Here is a 20,874-nt window from a genome sequence, read left to right on the forward strand (position 1 = left end):
GAACATCACCATGAAAAAACTGTTTACCGTTACAGCCCTGCTCGCCGGTCTTGCGTTCAACGTTGCGGCCCAGGCCGAAGAACTGCGGGTCATGACTTCCGGCGGTTTCACCGCCGCCTACAAGATCCTCGGGCCGAAATTCGCCGCCGCCACCGGCAACACGCTGGACACCCAACTCGGTCCGTCGATGGGCAAGGCGCCGGAGGCAATCCCCAATCGCCTCGCCCGTGGTGAAAAGGCCGACGTGGTGATCATGGTCGGCTACGCCCTCGATGATCTGATCAAGCAAGGCAAGGTTGATCCGGCTTCGCGGGTGGAGCTGGCGGATTCGCGAATCGGCCTGGTAGTGCGCGAAGGCGCGCCGAAACCGGACATCAGCAACGTCGATGCCCTGAAGAAAACCCTGCTGGATGCAAAATCGGTGGCTTACTCCGACAGCGCCAGCGGCGTGTACATCGAGCAGCAATTGTTCAAAAAACTGGGTATCGAAGATCAGCTGAAACCGAAGGCGAAGATGATCCCGAAAATCCCGGTGGGCTCGGTGGTCGCCACTGGCGACTATCAACTGGGCTTCCAGCAGGTCAGCGAATTGCTGCCGGTGCCGGGGGTGAGTTTTGTGGCGAAGATTCCTGAATCGGTGCAGTCGGTGACACGATTTGCAGCGGGGATTCCGGTAGGTGCGCAGCATCCGCAGGAAGCCAAGGCGTTGCTCGCTTATCTGGCCGCACCTGCCGCCCAGGCTGACGTGCAGGCCACCGGTCTGGATTCGGTCAAGCGCTGACCGTCGGCGGCTGGACTTTCATTTCCACCACCAGCCGCTCCAGTTCCAGTGCCGCCGGGGTCAGCGTACGACCCCGGCGTTTGATGATGCCGACGCTGCGCATCACTTGCGGCTCGGTCAGCGGCACCCGCGTCAGGATCGGATGATCCGCCGCCGGCATCGCCATCAGCGGCACCGCCGCCACACCCAGCCCCGCTTCCACCAGACCGATCATGGTCGTCACATGCCGCGTCTCGCAGATGCTCGGGCGCTGCGGCACCACTTTGGCCAGCGCCTGATCCAGCAGAAAACGATTGCCCGAGGTCTTGTCGAGCGAGATGTAATCCTGTAGGTAGAACTCGTCCCAGGTCACGCTGCTGCGCCGCGCCAACGGATGATCGCGGCGACAGGCAACCACGTAGCTCTCCTGCACCAGCGGTTCGAAATCCACGCCCGCCTCCTGGGTGCCCATGAAGCTCAGACCGAAATCCGCCTCGCCGTTGACCACCGCGCTCAGCACGTCGTGGGCGCTGGAATCGAGGACTTTGACTTTGATGCGCGGGAACTGCTGGTGATAACGGGCGACTACGCTAGGCATGAAGTAGTACGCCGCCGACGGCACGCAGGCGACGGTTACATGGCCCTGTCGATTCGAGGCGACTTCGCTGATGCCCAGCAACGCGACGTCCAGATCGTCGAGCAAACGTTCGACGCTGGGCATGAAACCGCGTCCGGCCTGGGTCAGGCTGACCTTGCGCGTGGTGCGTTCGAACAGCTTTACACCGAGGGCGTCTTCGAGCTTTTCAATGCGCCGGCTCAGGGCCGGTTGCGACAGGCGCACGGTGTCGGCGGCCTTGCGGAAACTGCCCTGCTCGACGACGGCGCGAAAGGCTTGCAGGTCGTTGAGGTCGAAGTTGATGGCCATGGAAGACTCGGGAGGAATTGATTCGCTGAGGCTATAAATGTAACCAATTGATGCAAATTATTACAGAAGCACATCTGCTCAATCAGGCTCTGCGCTGGATCTGCAATCATTTCAGCCTTTATCCTTGTCGCCCCCCGCCGTACCGCGTTACTGGAGTTCCGCTCATGCCCCATGAAGGCAATCTGTTACAAGCCGCTGTCGTCTTTCTTCTGGCCGCCGTGCTTACCGTTCCCCTGGCCAAGCGCCTGCAACTGGGCGCGGTGCTCGGTTATCTGTTTGCCGGGGTGATCATCGGCCCGTCGGTGCTGGGCCTGATCGGCAATCCGCAGAGCGTCAGCCATATCTCGGAACTGGGCGTGGTGCTGCTGTTGTTCATCATCGGTCTGGAGTTGTCGCCGCGACGCTTGTGGGTGATGCGCAAATCGGTATTCGGCGTGGGTCTGGCGCAGGTGCTGCTGACCGGTTCGGTGATTGGCGTACTGGCGCTGTCGGTGTTCGGTCAGCCGTTGAACAGCGCGATTGTCTTGGGCCTGGGTCTGGCGCTGTCGTCCACCGCGTTCGGGTTGCAAAGCCTCGCCGAGCGCAAGGAACTGACCAGCCCCCACGGTCGCCTGGCGTTTGCGATTCTGCTGTTCCAGGACATCGCCGCGATCCCGCTGATCGCCCTGGTGCCGATGCTCGCGGGGGTCGATCACCACACCAGCACCGCCGACGACGTGCGCCACAGTTTGCAGGTGCTCGGCGGCATCGCGGTGGTGGTGATCGGCGGACGTTATCTGTTGCGTCCAGTGTTTCGCATCGTGGCGAAAACCGGTCTGCCGGAAGTCTCCACCGCCACCGCGTTGCTGGTGGTGATAGGCACGGCGTGGCTGATGGACATGGTTGGTGTGTCGATGGCGCTGGGCGCGTTTCTCGCGGGCCTGCTGCTGGCGGATTCGGAATATCGCCATGAGCTGGAAGCGCAGATCGAGCCGTTCAAGGGCCTGCTGCTGGGGCTGTTTTTCATCAGCGTCGGCATGGGCGCCAACCTCAGCCTGCTGCTCAGCGCGCCGATCACGGTGCTGGGGCTGACGCTGCTGCTGATCGCCCTGAAGTTGCCGCTGTTGTTTGTGGTCGGGCGTCTGGCCGGCGGGTTGAACAAGGTCAGCGCGATTCGCCTCGGCATCGTGCTGGCGGCGGGCGGTGAATTTGCTTTCGTGGTGTTCAAGATCGGTCGCGATCAGGGCCTGTTCGAACCGCGTCTGTACGACCTGCTGGTGCTGACCATTACCCTGTCGATGGCGGTCACGCCGCTGTTGCTGTTGGTCTGCGCACGACTGGTCAGCCCGAAGGTGCAGCCGGTGGAAGTGCCGGAGAAATTCCGCCAGATCGAGACCGAAACCCCACGGGTGGTGATCGCCGGCATGGGCCGGATGGGCCAGATCGTGGCGCGGATCCTGCGGGCGCAGAACATCAAGTTCGTGGCGCTGGACACCTCGGTGGAGACTATCGAACTGTCGCGCAGTTTCGGTGGCGTGCCGGTGTTCTACGGTGACCCGATGCGTCCGGAAATCCTCAGTGCTGCCAAGGCCGGGGAAGCGGAGTATTTCGTGATTGCCACGGACGATCCGGAAACCAACATCAAGACCGCCGAGATCGTGCGCAAGCTCTACCCGCACATGAAAATCATCGCCCGGGCGCGTAACCGGCAGCATGTTCATCGGTTGGTGGATGTGGGGGCCGATCCGATCCGGGAGACCTATTACTCAAGTCTGGAAATGAGCCGCCGTACCTTGGTCGGCCTTGGCTTGACCCAGGCCCAGGCCGATGCGCGGATCAAGCGCTTCAAGCACCATGATGAACAGGTGCTGGAAGCTCAACACGCGGTGTACGACGACGCGGCCAAAGTCCTGCAGACCGCGCAGGAAGCGCGGGCGGAACTGGCCCGGTTGTTCGAGTCGGATCAACTGGAAGAACAATCGGGCAAGTCCTGAGTTCTCGCACACTGCGCGCGCCCGACCGCCTGACCCTGATCGTTCCCACGTCGAGGCGTCGAACCGTCCGCGTGGGAATGCAGCCCGGGACGCTCCGCGTCCCTTCCAGAGCTGGAACGCGGAGCGTCCCTTGAGGCATTCCCACGCGGAGCGTGGGAACGATCTCGTGGGAGCTAGCAGGCTCAGGCTATCTCCAGCTCCCTCTCTTCTTTGGCCGGCGCCACTTCAAACCGGTCCGCCAGAAACGGCGTGATGTCCAGCGGCAGCGGTTCATCGTTGACCAGTTTGTCCAGCAACACCCCGGTGATCGCCGACGTCAGCACCCCGGTACGGAAATGCCCGCAGGCGTTGAGATACCCCTCTACCCCGGCCATCGGCCCGAGAATCGGCAACTCGTCCGGCGAACCCGGCCGCAATCCGGCCCAGGTACGCTTGAGGTTGATGTCCGCCAGTTCCGGCAGGCAACGGACGGCGCCCTGCACCAGCCCGGCGATTTCCGGCCAGGTGGTGGTGACGTCGAAGCCTTTGTCCTCGGTGGTGCTGCCGATCAGGATTTCGCCGTTGTCCTTCTGCGCCATGTAGCAATCGCTGGTGGTCAGGCATCCGTTGAGGATTTTCGGCAGGCGCTCGGTCAGCAGAATCTGGCCTTTCACCGGTTTCACCGGAATCCGGATGCCCGTGGCCCACTCGCTCAAGTCCGCTGCCCAGGCGCCGGCGGCGTTGATCAGGGTTTTGCAGTGGAACACCCCGGCTTCAGCCGTCTGCACCCCGGTCACCCGCGTGCCGTGATGCAACACGCCGGAGATGTTGGTGTTGACGAACATGTCCACGCCATTCTGCCGGGCGCCTTCGGTGTAGGCGTCGGCCAGGCGGAACGGGCTGACCTGGTGGTCGCAGAGAAACTCCAGCGCCCCGCGCGCTTCATGGCTGACGCTCGGCTCTGACTCGCGCAATGCCGCCTGATCCAGCCAGCGTACCTGATCGGCCAGGTGCGGAATGCAGCCGACGATGTGCTCGGCGTACAAGCGGTCTTCATCGTCATAAATCACGAACTTGAGCCCGGTCTTTTCGAACTTGAAATCCATCCCGTGGTTGTCGCGCAGTTCGCGGTGCAACGCCGGGTACAACGCATTGGACTGCAAGGCGAAATCGAAGAACGACGGCGGCAGAATGTGCGGCGTGCTGGCGTCCACTGCCACCGCCGCGCCCTGGGTTTCGCGCTTGCGGTTGGCCGACATCATGCGGAAGAAAATCACCCCGCAGCCCAGCCCCACCGACTCGCCGATGGCCCACAAGCCGCCGGCGGAGGCACGGGTCGCGTTGCCCGGACGCTTGGCGTCGATCAGCGCGACCTTGAGGCCTTTGCGCTTGGACAATTGGTAGGCGATGGACGCGCCGATCACACCGCCGCCAGCAATGACCACGTCATAGAACTTACTCATGGGAAACGGCCTCCGTGCCGAGGGACTGGAACGCGGAAAAAGGAATCGGATCGATCGGGAAACGCGGCCGCAGCCAGCCGACATCCTGGCGCCCGGTGGCCTGCCGCAAACGGTCGCTGCAATAGCCGACGCACATCCGACCCTGGCAGTCGCCCATGCTCACGCGAGTGCGCATTTTCAGGCTGGCGATGTCTTGCACGCCCTGCTCCAGCGCGCGGTCGATGTCGGCGCGGGTCGCGTGTTCGCAGCGGCAGATCACCGTGTCGGCGGCCGGCAATGCGGTCTGCCCGACGCCGCGTTCGGTGTAGCGATCCACCGCCGCGCGGAAGCGCACGATGGCTTTGAGTTTGCCCAGATAACGGTCGCGACGGACGCGCGCCAGTTCCTCTTCGAGCACACCGCGTTGCAGCAGGATCGAGGTCGCCGCGATCTTGCCGGCCAGCATCGCCGCTTCACCACCACGAATCCCGCCCATGTCACCGGCCAGGTGTACGTGGGGCTCGCTGCTTTGCTGCCAGATGTTGGCGTTGGCGCGCAGGTAGCCGTCGTCGCTGAAGCCGTGATCCAGGCCCATCTGCTGACTCAGTTGGGTACGCGGAATGAAGCCGTAACCGACCGCCAGCGTCTTCGCCTCGAAGCGTTCGACGCGACTCATGTCCGGCTCCCACGTTGCCGAGTACGGCGCCACGCTGACGCTTTTCAGTTCGCCTTCGCCGTGCGCTTCGACCACGCCCCAGCCGTAGTTCATCGGGATGCCATGCAGTTTCAGATAAGCGAGCATGCTCAAGCCATCGAGGAACAGTTGCGGCTTGTTCAGCAGTGCCAGACTTTCCTTGGCGATCTTGCCGAACGCGCAGGCCTCGTAGACACCCGCCACGCTCACGCCAGACGCATGCAACTGAGTCGCCACCAGCGGCAACAGCGGCCCGGTACCGGCGATCACCACCGGCCCCTGCGGTTTGACCACGCCGCTTTTGATCTGCAATTGCAGGCCGCCGAGCATGATCACGCCGGGCAGCGTCCAGCCTGGAAACGGCACGCTGCGTTCATGGCAACCGGCGGCCAGCAGCAACTGCGGGTATTCGATTTCGTGCAGACGCTCGTCGCCGTCCAGCACCACCAGCGAGCGCGTGCCTTCGGCGCCGACCACGCGGTGGTTGAGGCGCACGTCGATCAGCCCGGACTGCTCCTGAAAATCACCGTGCAGTTTGCCCAGCACCTCGGCATAGCGCGGCCCCAGGTAATCCAGCTGCACGCCGTCACGCAGCGGCCCGCGATAGACCACGCCACCCAGGCGCGAAGCTTCTTCAAGCAAGGTGCAGCGCACCCCGTGCCGGGCCAGTTCGATGGCCGCCGCCATGCCCGCCGGGCCACCGCCCACGATCACCGGATGCAGGCTCATACCACCTCCTGCCCGTGAATACGATTGACCTGGGTCTCGATCAGCATGCCGTCGCGCACTACGGTCTGGCAGGCGCGGCGCTTGTGCCGACCGTTGATTTTCACCAGGCAGCACTGGCACACGCCCATGCCGCAATAGGCACCGCTGATCTGGTTGTGATCGTTGCGCGCGACCTGGCGCACGCCGAGGGACTGAATGACGCTGAGCACGGTTTCGCCGATGGCGGCGCTGACCGGCTGGCCGTTGATGTGGACAGTCATATCCGCCTGCGTCAAAGGCTGGATATCGAAGGTTCTTTCTAGGCAGTGCATTGCAATGATCATCCGTGAAAAGTTCAGGTGAGGTTGAAACAGCTCCTTGCTGCACTACACCTCGCCGGCACGTCGGGTGTTATCTCTCTATCGGGCCGGCAGGTTGGTTCCGCTCGCGCAGCAAAGTGCGCGCAAGCAATGTAGTCGATCCAGCGACAAGGGCCTGGAAATTTCACGGTAGGGGATATTGCGCCGACGAATATTGATCCAGGCCATGGAAATGACTGGTCGGTTCTGCGCCTTCGGCCCCGCGCAGAAAGCAAAAAGCCGCTTCAACCCGAAGGTGGAAGCGGCCAAGGCATGTGCCTCAAGGAATCAGTGCACGAACAGGGCGATCAGGATGATGATCGGGATCGGTACGCCGAGGAAAAACAGCAGTAGTGAGCGCATGGTGAGTCTCCTTGATTAACGGACTGGCGGCAGCGTGGTCGTGGTGTAGGTTTCGACTTCGACGTACTCGACCGCATCCCGGCGGCGACCGCCGAAGGTGGCCGAGAGGCTGGCGAAGAACGCACCGGCCAGCAACGCGATGAACATCCACAGCGAAGTCCAGGCAGCGACTTTGGCGGCGGTGTCGGCGGCTTGTTGCGCTTTAACCTTGGCGTCAGCGATTGCCTTCTGGGTGCGGGCGTAGATTTCATCGACCCGACGTTCGGCGTCGGCCTGGGTCAGGTTGGTACGCTGGGCGACCAGTTGGGCGAGGTAGGTACGGTCTTCGGCGCTGAGCTGACCGTTGGCCAGGCTTTGGGCGAAGATCCGGGTCACGGTGCCACGGGCGGCGTCATCGCTGACGGCGGCGGGACGATCGTCGCGGAACAGGCTGTCGACGAAGTAGCCGTACTGATCGCTGTCAGTGTTGGCCGCTGCGGTGCCGGCTGCTTGTGTCATGGCGCTGGCCGCACCACCGGCGACACTTGCACCGGCCTGCACGCCACCGCTGACGATGCTGCTGACCGAACCGACCACCAGCGTCGCGGTGACCAGCGTGGCCACGCACCAGGCGAGGAAGCCATGGGCGGTGTCGCGGAAGTACACTTCGTCACCGTGCATGTTGGCCCATTTCACCCGAAGGCGACCGGCGATGTAGCCACCGAGACCCGAGGCGATGATTTGCGTGGCGGCCAGCCAGATGATCGTTGAAATGCCCAGGCCTTTGGCGCTGACGCCCTCCCCGGCCCACGGTGAAACGGCGGAGAAGCCCAGACCGAAACCCAGCAGCACCAGAATCAGCGACAGCGCCGCCGCCGCGGCCGCCCCGGCGAAGATCGCGCCCCAGGACACGCCCGAGACGTTGCTCGACTCTCCTTCGTAGGCAGGATAAAACCCATCAGAGGATCTATTCATTGTTGTAGTGCTCCAGGCATGAAAAATGGTGTTACAACTCGTCATCAGATGAATTGCAGTGACCGTGCCAGTCGCCAACATTAAATAAATCGTTTTAATTCAATCAGTTAAAAACTCTGAACTTCCCAGGACCATGCAATTTGCAACAACAGCTCAATAACAGCGGGTTTTATGCATTGGCACGAAAGCCCGGCCGTAGCGTTTGTATCCGCAACAACATGAAAGTTAATTTAAAGCGCAGGCGCAAAATCTTGGCAAAATGCTGCCATTGCGTTTGAACAGACCAGCAGGCCCACCATGACTCGCATCCTCACCATCGAAGACGACGCCGTGACCGCCCGGGAAATTGTCGCCGAACTGAGCAGCCACGGCCTCGACGTGGACTGGGTCGACAACGGCCGTGAAGGCCTGGACCGCGCCGTCAGCGGCAACTACGACCTGATCACCCTCGACCGTATGCTGCCGGAGCTCGATGGCCTGGCCATCGTCACCACGCTGCGGACCATGGGCGTGGCCACGCCGATCCTGATGATCAGCGCCCTCTCCGACGTCGACGAGCGCGTGCGTGGCTTGCGCGCCGGCGGCGATGACTACCTGACCAAACCGTTCGCCACCGATGAAATGGCCGCCCGGGTCGAAGTATTGCTGCGTCGCCAGAACAGCAACGGCGCACAACCGACCACGTTGCAGGTGGCGGATCTGCAACTCGACCTGATCAGCCACGAAGCCCGCCGCGCCGAGCAGGTGCTGACGCTGTTGCCGACCGAGTACAAGCTGCTGGAATTCCTGATGCGCAACAGCGGCCAGATCCTGTCGCGGATGATGATTTTCGAGGAGGTCTGGGGCTATCACTTCGACCCTGGCACCAACCTGATCGACGTGCACATCGGCCGCCTGCGCAAGAAGATCGACCCGCCGGGCAATGTCCCGCTGATCCGTACGGTGCGAGGCTCGGGTTATGTCATTGCCGAACCCGTCTGACGGTTGGCGTTCTTCCAGCAGTCGCTTGCTGGCGCTGTACAGTTCGTTGTTCGTGGCCTGGAGCGCGATCCTGATGGGGGTCATGTATTTCGAGGTGTCCGGTTACCTCGACAACCTGGCCAAGCATTCGCTGATGCAACGTCAGCATCTGTTTTCGCACTTTCGCGGCGATCAGCTGGAAGACGCGCTCGCCGCCAGCATGACCTTCGACATTCGCGGCATCGACGCCTACGGTCTGTTCGACGCTCAGCATCGCTACCTCGGCGGCGCGTTGCAGAGGATCCCCGAGGGCCTGCCGCTGGACGGCAAGATCCATATGCTCAGCGAATGCGCCGACTCCGACGACCCGACCCTGCCCGCCGACAGCTGCGACGCAGTCGCCACCCCGACCCGCGACGGCCGCTGGCTGGTGTTGTTGCGCGACAACGGCTCGCTGTTCGCGGTGACGAAGATCATTCTGCATGCCTTGCTCTGGGGTGTGTCGCTGACGATTGTGCCGGGGATCATTGGCTGGCATCTGCTGCGTCGGCGGCCGTTGCGGCGGATCCGGGCGATCCAGGACAGTGCCCAGTCGATCGTCGCCGGCGACCTGACCCACCGCTTGCCGCTGTCCAATCGCCGCGATGAACTGGACATGCTCGCCGCCATCGTCAACGCCATGCTTGATCGCATCGAGCGCTTGATGAACGAAGTCAAAGGCGTGTGCGACAACATCGCCCATGACCTGCGCACCCCGTTGACCCGGTTGCGCGCGCAGTTGTATCGCATGCAGCAACAGGCCGGCGAAGGTTCGCCGGAAGCGGCGCAACTGGATCTGGTGCTGGCCGAGGCCGATACGCTGATGGCGCGGTTTCGCGGTTTATTGAGGATTTCCGAACTGGAGGATCGTCAGCGGCGCTCGGGTTTTGTCGAACTCGATCCGGTGTTGTTGCTGCAGGAACTGCACGAGTTCTATTTGCCGCTGGCCGAAGACGACGAGTTGCGTTTCGAACTGAACATGCCGGAAACCCTGCCGATGCTGAACGGTGATCGGGCGTTGCTGTTTGAAGCGCTGGCGAACCTGTTGAGCAATTCGATCAAGTTCACCCCGGCCGGTGGCACGGTGGTGTTGCGCGGGGTCAATGATGCGGGGCATACGCGGATCGAGGTGCATGACTCCGGCCCCGGTATTCCCGAATCCGAACGGGAGGCGGTGTTCCAGCGCTTTTATCGCGCCGAGGGCGGGCAACCGCAGAACGGCTTTGGCCTGGGGCTGTCGATCGTTGCGGCAATCGTCAACCTGCACGGGTTCAGCCTTGAGGTGGGACGCAGCGATCTGGGCGGGGCGAAGCTGGTGCTGGATTGTCGGCAGAGCCTGATTTCACAGTCTTGAGATAGATCGTTCCCACGCTCTGCGTGGGAATGCCTCAAGGGACGCTCCGCGTTCCAGCTCCGGAAGGGACGCGGAGCGTCCCGGGCTGCATTCCCACGCAGAGCGTGGGAACGATCAGTGAACAAACTCAGGCGGGATAGTTGGCGCGCAGCGCTTCCAGGCCGCCCTGATAGATCCCGCTGAACAACGCCACCACTTCCTCATCGCTCACGCCCTTGGCCGTGAAGCGTCCCGACCACGTTACCTTCGCGCCCTGCCCCTGGGCTTCAACGCGAATCGTCGCCAGATAATCGGTGGCCGGAAACGGTGCCTGCAGAATCGAATAGCTGTAGGTTTTGCCCGCGTTATCGAACGTCTCAAGACGCTCGACCACCACCCCGCCGTCAGCGGTTTGCAAAGTGCGCACGCGCCCGCCTTCGCTCAGTTCGCTGTTGGGAATGAACGGCAGCCAGTCCGGCAGGGTGTTGAAGCCGCCAATCAATTGCCAGACCTGATCGGCCGAAGCCGGGATGTCGATCGTTGCTGATGCTGTTGCCATAAATAAAAAGTCTCTCTCAATGAATTCAGATAGTCAGGCTGTCGACCACGCCGCCGTCGACCCGCAAAGCGGCGCCGGTGGTGGCCGAGGACAGCGGTGAAGCGATGTAGGTGACCAGGTGCGCGACCTCTTCGACATCCGCCACGCGCTGGATGATCGAGCTCGGACGGGCCCGGCGCACAAAGGCGTCAGCCTCGTCCCGCAGGCTGCGGCCAGATTCGGCGGCAGCATCCTTGAGCATTTCCTCGACACCGTCGGTGAAGGTCGGCCCGGGCAAAATCGCATTAACCGTAACCCCGGTGCCAGCCAGACGTTTAGCCAGGCCATGGGACACCGCGAGGTTGGCGCTTTTGGTCACGCCGTAGTTGATCATGTCGGCCGGAGTGGCCACGCCGGATTCCGAAGACAGGAAGATCACCCGGCCCCAGCCCTGTTCGACCATCGCCGGTACGTAATGCCGCGACAGGCGAACGCCGGAGATCACGTTGATTTCGTAGAAGCGCGTCCACTCATCGTCCGGCGCATCGAAGAAATCCACGGCGTTGTAGATGCCGAGGTTGTTCACCAGGATGTCGGCTTTCGGTTCAGCGGCGAACAGTTTCTGCGCGCCTTCGGCCGTGCCCAGATCCGCCGTCAGACCGCGCAGTTGCGCGCCCGGCACTTTGTCTCGAATGCTTGCCAGCGCCTGCTCGACCTTGGCCGCGTCGCGACCGATCACCACCACCGTGGCGCCCGCCTCGGCCAGTGACTGGCTGATGCCCAAACCGATGCCCGCCGTGCTGCCGCTGACAATCGCCAGTTTTCCGCTCAGATCGATCTTCATGCTTTCACCTCGTCGATGGGTAATGGTGCTCGTTCGGACACCAGTTTCGCTTCACGCATGGCCTGCCAGAAACCGGCCGGAATGACCGCCGACAACGCCGCCACATCTTCAGCGATGCGCCCCGGCTTGCTCGCGCCGGGAATCACGGCTGCCACGGCCGGATTGGCCAGCGAGAATTGTAATGCAGCCGCTTTGACATCCACGCCATGGGCCGCGGCGATGCGTTTGATCTGCTCGACCTTCGCCACGATCTCAGGGCTGGCCTTCTGGTATTCGAAGTGCGCGCCGCCGACCAGGATCCCCGAGCTGTAGGGGCCGCCGACCACGATTTCAACGTTCTGCGCCCGTGCCGAATCCATCAAACGCTGCAAGGCGCGATCGTGGTCGAGCAAGGTGTAGCGGCCGGCCAACAGGAAGCCGTCAGGCTGCGCCTCGGTCAGGTCCAGCGTCAACTCGCACGGCTCGACCTTGTTCACGCCCAGGCCCCAACCCTTGATCACACCTTCTTCACGCAGACGGGTCAGGACTTTAAAGGCGCCGGTGCGGGCCTGATTGAAGTACTCGAGCCATTGATCGCCGTAGAAATCCTGAGCGATGTCGTGGACCCAGACGATGTCGAGGCGATCGGTTTTCAGACGTTTGAGGCTGTCTTCGATCGAACGCAAGGTGGCGTCGGCGCTGTAGTCGTTGACGATCTTGTTCGGGCGGCCGTGTTCGAACACCCCGCTTTTCTCGCCCAGATCCCGGGCGGCGGCGTCTTCGACTTCATCGAGAATCACCCGGCCAACCTTGGTGCTCAGCACATAGTCGTCGCGCTTGTAGCGGGACAGTGCTTCGCCGAGGCGAATTTCCGACAGGCCCGAGCCATAGAACGGCGCGGTGTCGAAGTAACGCACGCCGGCATCCCACGCTGCGTGCACGGTGGCTTGGGCTTCCTCTTCAGGAATGGCGCGGAACATGTTGCCCAGTGGCGCGGTGCCGAAGCCGAGTTGGCCGGGGAGTTTGTCTTTCAAGCTCATGATGCTGTCCTCGTAGTTCGTGGTCGGTGTTGACCGTTGAGCAGATCCTAGATTGCGCCACTCAGACCGTCCAAGACATAATCCGCAGTACTTGAGTCCTTGAAGGTCTGACATGATCGACATCCGCCAATTGCGCTACTTCGTCGCCGTCGCCGAGGAAGAACACGTCGGCCGCGCCGCCGAGCGCCTGCACATTTCCCAGTCGCCCCTGAGCCGACAGATCGCCCAGCTCGAAGAACGCCTGGGCCTGACCCTGTTCGAACGCAGCCAGCAGCGCATACGCCTGACCCGCGACGGCCAGACCTTTCTCGCCGAAACCCGCGCCCTGCTGACCCACGCCAATCGCCTGGAATCCCTCGGCAAACGCCTGGGCCGTGGCGAAGAAGGCGGCCTGTGCATCGGCTACATCGAGAACGCGATGCACGCCGGGGTTTTGCCCAATGCCTTGCGCGTACTGCGGGTCGACCGGCCTAACGTGCATGTCGCGCTGTACAACCTGAGTTCTGCCGAACAACTGGAAGGCCTGCGTCAGCGTAGCCTCGATATCGCGCTGGTCAGTGAGCCGCCGACGATCGACGACCCTGACCTGCTGGGCTTCCAGGTGCTGGACGACCCGATGTTGCTGGCGCTGCCCGAACATCACCCGCTGAACCAACTGGCATCGCTGACCCCGGCGGATCTGGCCGATCAGGAATGGATCGGCGTGCAGCCACGCCAAGGCGCTGACGATGAGTTCGTCAGCGCCTGCATCCGTGCAGGCTTCACCCCGGATGTGCGGATGCAGGCCACCGAGCCGTTTACCGCGCTGGGGCTGGTCGCTTCGGGTCTGGGGATCGCGATGATCCAGAAAGGCCTGAGCCACAACGCACCGCCGGGCGTGGTGCTGCGGGAAGTGCCGTGGCTGGCGTTTACCACGCCGTTGTGGGCGGCTTGGCACCGGATCAACCTGCGGCCGCTGGTGGAAACGTTTCGCAAGGTATTGACCGGCGTCGATCCCGCCCAGTGACCCGACAGCGCAAGACTTTGCTGCTTTACTGAAAAGACTCAAAAAACCAGCGAGTCTTCCGGCATGAACCGCAATGACCTGCGTCGCGTGGACATGAATCTGTTGGTGATTTTCGAAACCCTGATGTTCGAAAAGAACCTGACCCGCGCCGGGGAAAAGCTGTTCCTCGGCCAGCCCGCCGTCAGTGCGTCACTGGCGAAACTGCGCGACCTATTCGACGACCCGTTGCTGGTGCGCAACGGTCGCGTGCTGGAGCCGACCCAGCGGGCGCTGGCGATCCTCAAGGAATTGCAGCCGGCGATGGACACCATTTCCGGCGCGGTCAGCCGGGCCAAGGATTTCGACCCGCTGAGCAGCCGCGACGTGTTTCGCATCGGTCTGTCGGACGATGCCGAGTTCGGCCTGCTGCCGCCGCTGCTCAAGCAATTGCGCGAGGAAGCGCCGGACGTGGTGGTCGTCATCCGCCGGGTTAATTTCCTGCTGATGTCGTCGATGCTGGCGTCCGGGGAGATTTCCGTCGGCGTCAGTTACACCACTGAGCTGCCGGCCAATGCCAAACGCAAAAAACTGCGGGACCTGCGCTGCAAGATCCTGCGCGGCGATGATCGTCCCGGCGCGCTGACCCTCGACGACTACTGCGAACGGCCCCATGCGCTGGTGTCGTTTTCCGGCGATCTGGGCGGTGCCATCGACAGCGATCTGGCGCGAATCAACCGTGCACGTCGTGTCGTGCTGGCAGTGCCGCAATTCGCTCCGCTGCGGGCGATTCTGGCCGGCACCGACATGCTCGCCACCGTGCCGGATTTCGCCGCTTGTGCGCTGGTCGAAGGCAGCAGCGTGCTGCGCGCCGACGACCCGCCGTTCGACATCGTGCCTTCGGAGCTGTCGATGGTCTGGAACGGGGTCAACGACAACGATCCGGCGGAACGCTGGTTGCGCTCGCTGATTGCCCATCACATGTCGGCGCCGCTTCCGCCACAGGCGCACTGATCGGCTTGAACCCCGGATCGACCTCGCGCAGGTACACCGGCAGGTCGGTCATCGGCGGCATCTGCGGGATCTCGAAATACATCTGCACCACCCAGCCACGGTGGTAGTTGTTGTGGTTGATCACGTGCATCAGGATCGCCCCGGCGTTCATGGTGCCGCCATCGCCGGAAACAAATTTGAAATCGATCGAGCGGTTCAGCGAGGCTTCGGTCTGCTGCGCGCTCCAGGTGCGATACCAGCCATCGACTTCCTGCTGGGCCTGGCGCAACTCGCCGAGGTCGGCGTGCACCAGATCATGGGACGTCGTGAAACCGTGCTCGCGCCCTTCGAGGTGCGCCTGCCAGATCCGGTCGACCACGTAGATGTGGTTCAGCGTACCGATCATGTTTTTGAAAACCGTCTTGCGCTCCCTCGTCGTCTCCCCCGCCGGCAGCGCTTGCAGGCTGTCGAACAGACGCTGATTGGCCCAGGTCTTGTAGTCCGTGAGCAGATGGGCCGTGGCCAGATTGATCATCGCGGGTCACCGTAGGCACGAAAAAGGGCTTCGCCTAGGATAGACCTCTCTCGCGGGAATGGCGGTGGTGCTGACTATTGGTCGAAGGTGAATACCTTCCGCTTGCGCTCAAGCCCCCAACCGCGCCCACCCCGTCACCAGTTGCGCACTGATACTTACCCCGCCACAAACAATGATCACCACATCCCGTGCCCCCGCCAGCGCCGGGAGGTCAAGATACGCCACCTCCAGTGAAATCCCGCACGCCGTTGATCCTCCATACGCCGTTGCCAGCGGCTAAACGCCGGGGATCGTGCCGGGATCTACACTGAACGGAACAGCCCGTGAGGTGCCTATGAAAATGTCTGCGCAAATGACCGTGGTCGCCGTGCTCGCCACCCTCGCCTATCTGGGCCTGGCGATGTGGGGCATCGGTGGCGTGGCGGTGTTTTTTTCTCACGGCGCATTGGTCGTGGTGGCCCTGGCCACGCTGGCCATGGTGGTGGCGTCGCTGTTCACGGAAGTGAATCTGAGCACCGGCGAGCGCGAGGACCGGGCCAATCGCTGGGTGATTCCGGCGTTCGCCGTAATCGGATTGGTCAGTGCCTTTCTGCCGGCTTACTGCGACCGCATCGGCTTTTGGACCATCGGCCGCGAAGGCACCCGTTGGCTGGGAGCGCTGTTGTTTATCGTCGGCGGCGGATTGCGTTTATGGCCGGTGTTTGTGTTGGGTCATCGGTTCAGCGGGCTGGTGGCGATTCAGCCGGGGCACCGATTGGTTACCGACGGCATCTATCGACATTTGCGTAACCCCAGTTATCTGGGGCTGGTGATCAATGCGATCGGCTGGGCGCTGGCGTTTCGTTCGGTGGTCGGCCTGCTGCTGGCGGCGCTGACGCTGATCCCGCTGATCGCCCGCATCCACGCCGAAGAGGCCCTGCTGCGTGCGCAGTTCGGCGCCGAATACGACGCTTATTGCGCGCGCAGCTGGCGACTGGTGCCCGGGGTTTATTGAGGTTGCAGGCGCAGCTGGCCGTCGCTGTCGATGCTCAGCGCAATGTCGCGGTAACTGGCGATGGTCGCGTGGGTGGTTTCAAGCGGATGCTGGTGAGTGGTGGTGATGATCATCAACGGCGCGCCGGCGGCTTCAGCGGCCTGGATGCCGACGGTGGCGTCTTCGAAAATCAGGCAGTCCGCCGGTTCCAGGCCCAGGCGTTTGGCCGCCAGTCGATAACCGGCCGGATCCGGTTTGCCGGCGCTCACGTCTTCAGCGGTGATCATCACCGCCGGTTCAGGAATCCCCGCCGCCGTCATCCGCCGCAACGCCAGATCCCGTGGCGCCGAGGTCACCATGGCCCAGCGATCCGCCGGCAACGACTTGAGAAATGCCGCTGCACCGGGGATTTCGACAATGCCTTCGACGTCTTCGATTTCCGCCTTGGTGATGAACGCCGCTTGCGCCTCGGCGTCCACGCCCGGCAGGTTCAAACGCGTGATGGTGTCGATGGCGCGCACGCCATGGATGGTCGGCAGGAACGTTTCGACGTTCACCCCGTGCCGCACGGCCCAGGCGGACCAGATCCGCTCGGCGGCGGCGATGGAGTTGAGGACGGTGCCGTCCATGTCGAACAGGAACGCGCCGAACGCGCGGTTGAAAACAGTCTCGTGAGCTGACAAAAGATCACTTCCTCGCAAGGGGCCGGGCAACGATGCCCGGCAATGTAGCACTTGCAGGACGCTTCAGTGCAGACGCGGCGCCCTGGATTTGAACGCACTGTCCACGCAATCGAGCAACTGGCCGATTGCCCAAGGCTTCTTGATAAACGCTACCGGATGTTTCACCCCTGAGGTTTCCGGCGTTTCATAACCGGACATGACCATCACCGGTTTGTCCGGCCAGCGATCGCCGACCAGATTGGCCAGGTCCGCGCCGTTAAGGGTGCCGGGCATGGTGATGTCGGTAAGCAGCAGCGCCACTTCCGGCGCGTGCTCTTCCAGATATTGCGAGGCCGCATCGGCACTGTTCTGCGGCTCGACCTTGAAACCTTCCTCCTGAAGAATTTCGCACAGAAACTCCAGAATCAACGGATCGTCCTCAACTACCAGAATCAATCCGCCAGGAAGGTGCGCGCTCGACGTCGAAATTGGACACATGAACTGGCACTCCCTGAATTGCATGAACGATTTAGCGGCTTGATCCCGCTGCTTATCTGGTATGAGCAGCGCCTTCTACAGAAATTCATTTTTGATACAGCTCTTTTCGATAACACCCGTTCGACGGGCAGTCACCGACGCGTTATTGCGGTTAAAATGCGCGCCCTTTTGCTGGCCGATCCTGATTGATGAACCCTCAAGCCCTCGCCATTCTCCATACCCACCTGCTCAACGCGCTGACGTCGGCCCCGGCCGAAACCCGGCGCCTGTTCCATGGGCGTGGGCGTTGCTGGCCGGGGCTGGAGCAAGTCACCGTGGACTGGCTGCAAGGCGTGGTGCTGGTGTCGTTGTTCAAGGAGCCCGAGACTTCGCAGCTGGAAGACCTCAAGCGTCTGTTGCTGGAAATCACCGCTTCGGCGCCATGGCAGCAGTCCGGTGCCCACACTCTGCTGATCCAGCATCGTTACCTGCCGCAGAGCACCGCTGAATGGCTGTTGGGTGAAGAAATCGACGAAATGACCATCGTCGAGGGCGGCCTGAAATACCGCGTAGATCTGGGCCGCAAGCAGAACGCCGGGCTGTTCCTCGACATGCGTTACGGGCGCAACTGGGTGCGCGAACAGGCGGCGGGCAAACGGGTGCTGAACCTGTTCGCCTACACCTGCGGTTTTTCGGTGGCGGCCATCGAGGGCGGCGCCAGCCATGTGGTCAACCTCGACATGTCCCGCGCCGCGCTGAGCCGGGGCCGCGACAATCACCGGTTGAACGGGCATGATCTGAGCAAGGTGAGTTTCCTCGGCCACGACCTGTTCAAGTCCTGGGGCAAGGTGATCAACAGCGGCCCGTATGACCTTGTGATCATCGACCCGCCGTCGTTCCAGAAAGGCAGTTTTCTGCTGACCAAGGATTACCAGCGCGTGCTGCGTCGTCTGCCGGAATTGCTCACGGCGCAGGGCGCGGTGCTGGCGTGCATGAACGATCCTTCGTTCGGTTCGGACTTCCTGATTGATGGTGTGACCCAAGAGGCACCGAGCCTGCGCTTCGAGCAGCGGTTGGAGAATCCACCGGAGTTTCCGGATATCGACCCGGAAAGCGGTCTGAAGGCGCTAGTCTTCAAGCGCACTGAATAACTTCCTCGCCGGTTTCAGCGGAATAGTCCGAGGCCCATTTCGCGCGCCGCCTGCAGCTGCACCGCAGGATCGCTCGACTCGGACTCCAGCAACAACGCCGAGCCCGCCACTGTCGCCCCGCAGTAGTCGAAAATGCCGTGATCGATCTGCGTCTTCATCGCCGCGCCGTAGCCGTGGCGCTCGTAAGTGCGCACATCCGCTCCGCCGAGTCCGACCAGGTGTACGCGCAATCGTCCGAGTTTTTTCAGCGTCTTGTCGCCGTCGAAATCGTACGCCCAGCCATTGCTGAATACCCGGTCGATCCAGCCTTTGAGCAAAGCGGGCATCGACCACCAGAACACCGGATAGACCAGCACCAGCACGTCGGCGCGGTCGATGCGTGCCTGCTCGGCCAGTACATCAGCGGGTGGGGCGGATTCGCGGTGATGCACTGCCCAGTCGGCCACGCCAAAGCGTGGGTCGAATTCTTCGGCGTGCAGGTCGGCGATTTCGAAGGTGCTGGATGGATCGCTTTCCGACAGGCCTTTGGCAATCTGTTGCGCCAACGCGCGGGTCAGCGAACGTGGATCATCGTGATCTACAACAATCAATGCGTGCATGGGGAAATCTCCGGTTGGTGATTGCTGACCAAGGGCTTACCCTTGCGAAAAGCTACGATTGGTAAGCTACTACTAGCAAGTTACCTTCAGTAAGTTACGTTTGGTATATAAGCAATGTCAACCACTGAAATCCCCGAACACACACAACCCCGTCGACGCCTGTCCCGGGAAGATCGCCAGCGCCAGTTGCTCGACATGGCCTGGCAACTGATTCGCGAAGAAGGCACCGATGCCCTGACCCTCGGTTATCTGGCGGAAAAGGCCGGCGTGACCAAACCGGTGGTCTACGACCATTTCACCACCCGCGCCGGCCTGCTCGCGGCGCTGTATCAGGATTTCGACCGACGCCAGACGGCGCTGATGGACGCCGCGCTGGCCAACGCCGAAGCAACCTTGAACGGCATTGCGACGGTGATTGCCACGGCGTATGTCGATTGCGTGCTGACCCAGGGCAACGAGATTCCGGGAGTGATCGCCGCTTTGGCGAGCACGCCGGAACTGGAGAAGATCAAGCGCGAATACGAGGCGATCTTTCTGGAGAAATGCCGCAACGTGCTGTCGCCTTTCGCTGACGGCGCAGAGATCGGTCAGGCAGGATTACGTGCCATGCTCGGCGCCGCCGAAGCCCTGTCGCAAGCCGCCGCCACCAACGAAATCAGCGCCGAACAGGCCCGTGACGAGCTGCTGGCAACCATCATTGCGATGGTCGAAAGAGCCGCCGCCCGCGCCATCCTGGCAGGTGACTGACGGTACTTGAGCGCATCCCCCCACCTTCCTACGATGGAACTACGCAGTCGCTTGGTCCGCCAAGCCGTTGCGTAGGTGCGGGTGCTCTGAACCCCAATCAAGCCTGCACCTGGCTTCATGCGCATCTTGAGCCTCGCGGGCTCTACTTCCTCCCCATCAAAGAGTCTTGAGGCTCTTTTTTTGTCTCGGAAAATCAGCGTTCGGGTTCACGGCGGATCGAACGCCACGCGGCCTGAGCCAGCAATTCGCGATAGGCCTTCGGACTGCCTTGCACTCGCCCGGACAACCACGCGCGGCAATAGCTGTCGGCCTGACCGACGATCAGCGACGGCAACAACTCGGCCGGGCACTCGTTGAGTTCAGCCGCGCGCCCGGACTCGCTCAGCCAGGTACGCAAGCCGAGGTTGCGGGTCTTGTTGCGCTCGGCCAGTTCGTCCTTGTGCGGGCCCCGGGTCACGGCATAGCGCGCGTGATACTGGAACCGCGCCCACTCCGGCTGGTTCTCGACCCAATCCACGTAGCTGTAGACCAGCGCCTGCACGCCCTCTTCGGTGGTCGTCGCGTCGGCCAGATAGGCATCGCGCAGGCGCGCCTGGTCCTCCAGCGCAGTGAAGAACAGCGCGGCCACCAGCCCTTCCTTGTTGCCGAAGTGGTGGTAGATCGCCCCGACGCTGGTGTCGCATTCGGCGCGGATCATTTCGATGGTGGTGGCCTCGATGCCCTGCTCGTTGAACAGGCGCAGGGCCTTGCGAAAGATGTCGCGCTTGAGTTCGGCGCGGCGGCCGGGGTAGCTGCGTTCGAGAAGATCTGCGGTGTCCATGGGCCTTGAAAATCCGGGTAAAGGGCACGTCCGTGCCGGTGATCG

22 protein-coding genes and 1 pseudogene are annotated in these 20,874 nt (G+C 62.4%); 9 read left to right on the top strand and 14 right to left on the bottom strand.

The window, feature by feature from the left end; translation table 11 throughout:
• Nucleotides 1–10 precede the first annotated feature (10 nt).
• Nucleotides 11–781, top strand: coding sequence for a substrate-binding domain-containing protein (locus tag CAF80_RS14715; RefSeq protein ID WP_074688852.1), 771 nt, complete (start codon nt 11–13; stop codon nt 779–781).
• Here CAF80_RS14715 and CAF80_RS14720 read toward each other — a convergent pair.
• Nucleotides 771–1,685, bottom strand: a complete 915-nt coding sequence (locus tag CAF80_RS14720) for a LysR family transcriptional regulator (RefSeq protein WP_085667555.1) — start codon at nt 1,683–1,685, stop codon at nt 771–773. The genes CAF80_RS14715 and CAF80_RS14720 overlap by 11 nt on opposite strands.
• A gap of 164 nt (nt 1,686–1,849) precedes the next feature.
• Between CAF80_RS14720 and CAF80_RS14725 the strand changes: the two genes are divergently transcribed.
• Nucleotides 1,850–3,658, top strand: a complete 1,809-nt coding sequence (locus CAF80_RS14725) for a monovalent cation:proton antiporter-2 (CPA2) family protein (protein ID WP_074688856.1) — start codon at nt 1,850–1,852, stop codon at nt 3,656–3,658.
• Nucleotides 3,659–3,840: 182 nt separating this feature from the next.
• Here the strand turns inward: CAF80_RS14725 and hcnC are convergent, their stop codons facing one another.
• The 4 genes from hcnC to CAF80_RS14750 form a co-directional block, all read right to left on the bottom strand.
• Nucleotides 3,841–5,100 carry a cyanide-forming glycine dehydrogenase subunit HcnC gene (gene hcnC / locus CAF80_RS14730; protein ID WP_085667554.1) on the bottom strand — a complete coding sequence of 420 codons (1,260 nt, stop codon included), beginning with the start codon at nt 5,098–5,100 and terminating at the stop codon, nt 3,841–3,843.
• Nucleotides 5,093–6,502, bottom strand: a complete 1,410-nt coding sequence (hcnB, locus tag CAF80_RS14735; protein ID WP_085667553.1) for a cyanide-forming glycine dehydrogenase subunit HcnB — start codon at nt 6,500–6,502, stop codon at nt 5,093–5,095. The genes hcnC and hcnB overlap by 8 nt, the downstream gene beginning before the upstream one ends.
• Nucleotides 6,499–6,813, bottom strand: coding sequence for a cyanide-forming glycine dehydrogenase subunit HcnA (hcnA, locus tag CAF80_RS14740; RefSeq protein ID WP_039767680.1), 315 nt, complete (start codon nt 6,811–6,813; stop codon nt 6,499–6,501). Before hcnA ends, hcnB begins: the two co-directional genes overlap by 4 nt.
• Nucleotides 6,814–7,218: 405 nt before the next feature.
• Nucleotides 7,219–8,157: a hypothetical protein gene (locus tag CAF80_RS14750; RefSeq protein WP_085667552.1), complete on the bottom strand. Its 939-nt coding sequence runs from the start codon at nt 8,155–8,157 to the stop codon at nt 7,219–7,221.
• Between the two features lie 297 nt (nt 8,158–8,454).
• On the opposite strand from CAF80_RS14750, the gene CAF80_RS14755 reads away from it, so the two are divergent.
• Complete coding sequence (locus CAF80_RS14755) at nt 8,455–9,138, top strand: response regulator transcription factor (RefSeq protein WP_007952956.1); 684 nt, start codon at nt 8,455–8,457, stop codon at nt 9,136–9,138.
• On the top strand, nt 9,116–10,510 hold the full coding sequence (locus tag CAF80_RS14760; protein WP_074688864.1) for a HAMP domain-containing sensor histidine kinase: 1,395 nt from the start codon (nt 9,116–9,118) through the stop codon (nt 10,508–10,510). The genes CAF80_RS14755 and CAF80_RS14760 overlap by 23 nt, the downstream gene beginning before the upstream one ends.
• 127 nt (nt 10,511–10,637) lie before the next feature.
• Here the strand turns inward: CAF80_RS14760 and CAF80_RS14765 are convergent, their stop codons facing one another.
• The 3 genes from CAF80_RS14765 to CAF80_RS14775 are packed head-to-tail and all read right to left on the bottom strand — an operon-like array spanning nt 10,638 to nt 12,890.
• Nucleotides 10,638–11,048 (bottom strand): SRPBCC family protein, encoded by a 411-nt coding sequence (locus tag CAF80_RS14765; protein WP_064597619.1) that lies wholly within the window; start codon nt 11,046–11,048, stop codon nt 10,638–10,640.
• Nucleotides 11,049–11,073: 25 nt separating this feature from the next.
• Nucleotides 11,074–11,871, bottom strand: a complete 798-nt coding sequence (locus CAF80_RS14770) for an SDR family NAD(P)-dependent oxidoreductase (RefSeq protein ID WP_007952959.1) — start codon at nt 11,869–11,871, stop codon at nt 11,074–11,076.
• Nucleotides 11,868–12,890, bottom strand: a complete 1,023-nt coding sequence (locus CAF80_RS14775; RefSeq protein ID WP_074688866.1) for an aldo/keto reductase — start codon at nt 12,888–12,890, stop codon at nt 11,868–11,870. Before CAF80_RS14775 ends, CAF80_RS14770 begins: the two co-directional genes overlap by 4 nt.
• Nucleotides 12,891–13,002: 112 nt before the next feature.
• Between CAF80_RS14775 and CAF80_RS14780 the strand changes: the two genes are divergently transcribed.
• Nucleotides 13,003–13,896 carry a LysR substrate-binding domain-containing protein gene (locus tag CAF80_RS14780; protein WP_039767297.1) on the top strand — a complete coding sequence of 298 codons (894 nt, stop codon included), beginning with the start codon at nt 13,003–13,005 and terminating at the stop codon, nt 13,894–13,896.
• A 63-nt stretch (nt 13,897–13,959) separates the two neighbouring features.
• On the top strand, nt 13,960–14,886 hold the full coding sequence (locus CAF80_RS14785; RefSeq protein ID WP_039767299.1) for a LysR substrate-binding domain-containing protein: 927 nt from the start codon (nt 13,960–13,962) through the stop codon (nt 14,884–14,886).
• On the opposite strand, the gene CAF80_RS14790 is transcribed toward CAF80_RS14785, so the two are convergent.
• Nucleotides 14,801–15,400: a DinB family protein gene (locus tag CAF80_RS14790; protein WP_039767301.1), complete on the bottom strand. Its 600-nt coding sequence runs from the start codon at nt 15,398–15,400 to the stop codon at nt 14,801–14,803. The genes CAF80_RS14785 and CAF80_RS14790 overlap by 86 nt on opposite strands.
• A gap of 108 nt (nt 15,401–15,508) precedes the next feature.
• Nucleotides 15,509–15,646 (bottom strand): annotated as a pseudogene (locus CAF80_RS29080) (pyridoxal-5'-phosphate-dependent protein subunit beta); the annotation flags it as partial.
• Between the two features lie 88 nt (nt 15,647–15,734).
• On the opposite strand from CAF80_RS29080, the gene CAF80_RS14795 reads away from it, so the two are divergent.
• Nucleotides 15,735–16,394, top strand: coding sequence for an isoprenylcysteine carboxylmethyltransferase family protein (locus tag CAF80_RS14795; protein ID WP_074688868.1), 660 nt, complete (start codon nt 15,735–15,737; stop codon nt 16,392–16,394).
• On the opposite strand, the gene CAF80_RS14800 is transcribed toward CAF80_RS14795, so the two are convergent.
• Together CAF80_RS14800 and CAF80_RS14805 are read right to left on the bottom strand one after the other, a co-directional pair.
• Complete coding sequence (locus tag CAF80_RS14800) at nt 16,388–17,056, bottom strand: HAD family hydrolase (protein ID WP_074688870.1); 669 nt, start codon at nt 17,054–17,056, stop codon at nt 16,388–16,390. The genes CAF80_RS14795 and CAF80_RS14800 overlap by 7 nt on opposite strands.
• A 63-nt stretch (nt 17,057–17,119) precedes the next feature.
• Nucleotides 17,120–17,533: a response regulator gene (locus CAF80_RS14805; protein ID WP_074688872.1), complete on the bottom strand. Its 414-nt coding sequence runs from the start codon at nt 17,531–17,533 to the stop codon at nt 17,120–17,122.
• Between the two features lie 188 nt (nt 17,534–17,721).
• Here CAF80_RS14805 and CAF80_RS14810 point away from each other — a divergent pair, with 188 nt between their 5' ends.
• Nucleotides 17,722–18,663, top strand: coding sequence for a class I SAM-dependent methyltransferase (locus tag CAF80_RS14810; protein WP_074688874.1), 942 nt, complete (start codon nt 17,722–17,724; stop codon nt 18,661–18,663).
• Between the two features lie 14 nt (nt 18,664–18,677).
• Here the strand turns inward: CAF80_RS14810 and CAF80_RS14815 are convergent, their stop codons facing one another.
• On the bottom strand, nt 18,678–19,262 hold the full coding sequence (locus CAF80_RS14815) for an NAD(P)H-dependent oxidoreductase (RefSeq protein ID WP_074688876.1): 585 nt from the start codon (nt 19,260–19,262) through the stop codon (nt 18,678–18,680).
• A gap of 114 nt (nt 19,263–19,376) precedes the next feature.
• Between CAF80_RS14815 and CAF80_RS14820 the strand changes: the two genes are divergently transcribed.
• Nucleotides 19,377–20,009 carry a TetR/AcrR family transcriptional regulator gene (locus CAF80_RS14820; RefSeq protein WP_039767324.1) on the top strand — a complete coding sequence of 211 codons (633 nt, stop codon included), beginning with the start codon at nt 19,377–19,379 and terminating at the stop codon, nt 20,007–20,009.
• Between the two features lie 193 nt (nt 20,010–20,202).
• On the opposite strand, the gene CAF80_RS14825 is transcribed toward CAF80_RS14820, so the two are convergent.
• Nucleotides 20,203–20,829 carry a TetR/AcrR family transcriptional regulator gene (locus CAF80_RS14825; RefSeq protein WP_074688878.1) on the bottom strand — a complete coding sequence of 209 codons (627 nt, stop codon included), beginning with the start codon at nt 20,827–20,829 and terminating at the stop codon, nt 20,203–20,205.
• Nucleotides 20,830–20,874 lie beyond the last annotated feature (45 nt).

It is taken from the genome of Pseudomonas sp. B34(2017), from assembly GCF_002112915.1.
Taxonomy (GTDB): domain Bacteria; phylum Pseudomonadota; class Gammaproteobacteria; order Pseudomonadales; family Pseudomonadaceae; genus Aquipseudomonas; species Aquipseudomonas pharyngis.

What these genes read in the sequence shown, in the direction of transcription:
- CAF80_RS14715 (WP_074688852.1), top strand. Translation starts at nt 11, where the DNA reads ATGAAAAAACTGTTTACCGTTACAGCCCTGCTCGCCGGTCTTGCGTTC.
- CAF80_RS14720 (WP_085667555.1), bottom strand. Translation starts at nt 1,685, where the DNA reads ATGGCCATCAACTTCGACCTCAACGACCTGCAAGCCTTTCGCGCCGTC.
- CAF80_RS14725 (WP_074688856.1), top strand. Translation starts at nt 1,850, where the DNA reads ATGCCCCATGAAGGCAATCTGTTACAAGCCGCTGTCGTCTTTCTTCTG.
- hcnC (WP_085667554.1), bottom strand. Translation starts at nt 5,100, where the DNA reads ATGAGTAAGTTCTATGACGTGGTCATTGCTGGCGGCGGTGTGATCGGC.
- hcnB (WP_085667553.1), bottom strand. Translation starts at nt 6,502, where the DNA reads ATGAGCCTGCATCCGGTGATCGTGGGCGGTGGCCCGGCGGGCATGGCG.
- hcnA (WP_039767680.1), bottom strand. Translation starts at nt 6,813, where the DNA reads ATGCACTGCCTAGAAAGAACCTTCGATATCCAGCCTTTGACGCAGGCG.
- CAF80_RS14750 (WP_085667552.1), bottom strand. Translation starts at nt 8,157, where the DNA reads ATGAATAGATCCTCTGATGGGTTTTATCCTGCCTACGAAGGAGAGTCG.
- CAF80_RS14755 (WP_007952956.1), top strand. Translation starts at nt 8,455, where the DNA reads ATGACTCGCATCCTCACCATCGAAGACGACGCCGTGACCGCCCGGGAA.
- CAF80_RS14760 (WP_074688864.1), top strand. Translation starts at nt 9,116, where the DNA reads ATGTCATTGCCGAACCCGTCTGACGGTTGGCGTTCTTCCAGCAGTCGC.
- CAF80_RS14765 (WP_064597619.1), bottom strand. Translation starts at nt 11,048, where the DNA reads ATGGCAACAGCATCAGCAACGATCGACATCCCGGCTTCGGCCGATCAG.
- CAF80_RS14770 (WP_007952959.1), bottom strand. Translation starts at nt 11,871, where the DNA reads ATGAAGATCGATCTGAGCGGAAAACTGGCGATTGTCAGCGGCAGCACG.
- CAF80_RS14775 (WP_074688866.1), bottom strand. Translation starts at nt 12,890, where the DNA reads ATGAGCTTGAAAGACAAACTCCCCGGCCAACTCGGCTTCGGCACCGCG.
- CAF80_RS14780 (WP_039767297.1), top strand. Translation starts at nt 13,003, where the DNA reads ATGATCGACATCCGCCAATTGCGCTACTTCGTCGCCGTCGCCGAGGAA.
- CAF80_RS14785 (WP_039767299.1), top strand. Translation starts at nt 13,960, where the DNA reads ATGAACCGCAATGACCTGCGTCGCGTGGACATGAATCTGTTGGTGATT.
- CAF80_RS14790 (WP_039767301.1), bottom strand. Translation starts at nt 15,400, where the DNA reads ATGATCAATCTGGCCACGGCCCATCTGCTCACGGACTACAAGACCTGG.
- CAF80_RS14795 (WP_074688868.1), top strand. Translation starts at nt 15,735, where the DNA reads ATGAAAATGTCTGCGCAAATGACCGTGGTCGCCGTGCTCGCCACCCTC.
- CAF80_RS14805 (WP_074688872.1), bottom strand. Translation starts at nt 17,533, where the DNA reads ATGTGTCCAATTTCGACGTCGAGCGCGCACCTTCCTGGCGGATTGATT.
- CAF80_RS14810 (WP_074688874.1), top strand. Translation starts at nt 17,722, where the DNA reads ATGAACCCTCAAGCCCTCGCCATTCTCCATACCCACCTGCTCAACGCG.
- CAF80_RS14815 (WP_074688876.1), bottom strand. Translation starts at nt 19,262, where the DNA reads ATGCACGCATTGATTGTTGTAGATCACGATGATCCACGTTCGCTGACC.
- CAF80_RS14820 (WP_039767324.1), top strand. Translation starts at nt 19,377, where the DNA reads ATGTCAACCACTGAAATCCCCGAACACACACAACCCCGTCGACGCCTG.
- CAF80_RS14825 (WP_074688878.1), bottom strand. Translation starts at nt 20,829, where the DNA reads ATGGACACCGCAGATCTTCTCGAACGCAGCTACCCCGGCCGCCGCGCC.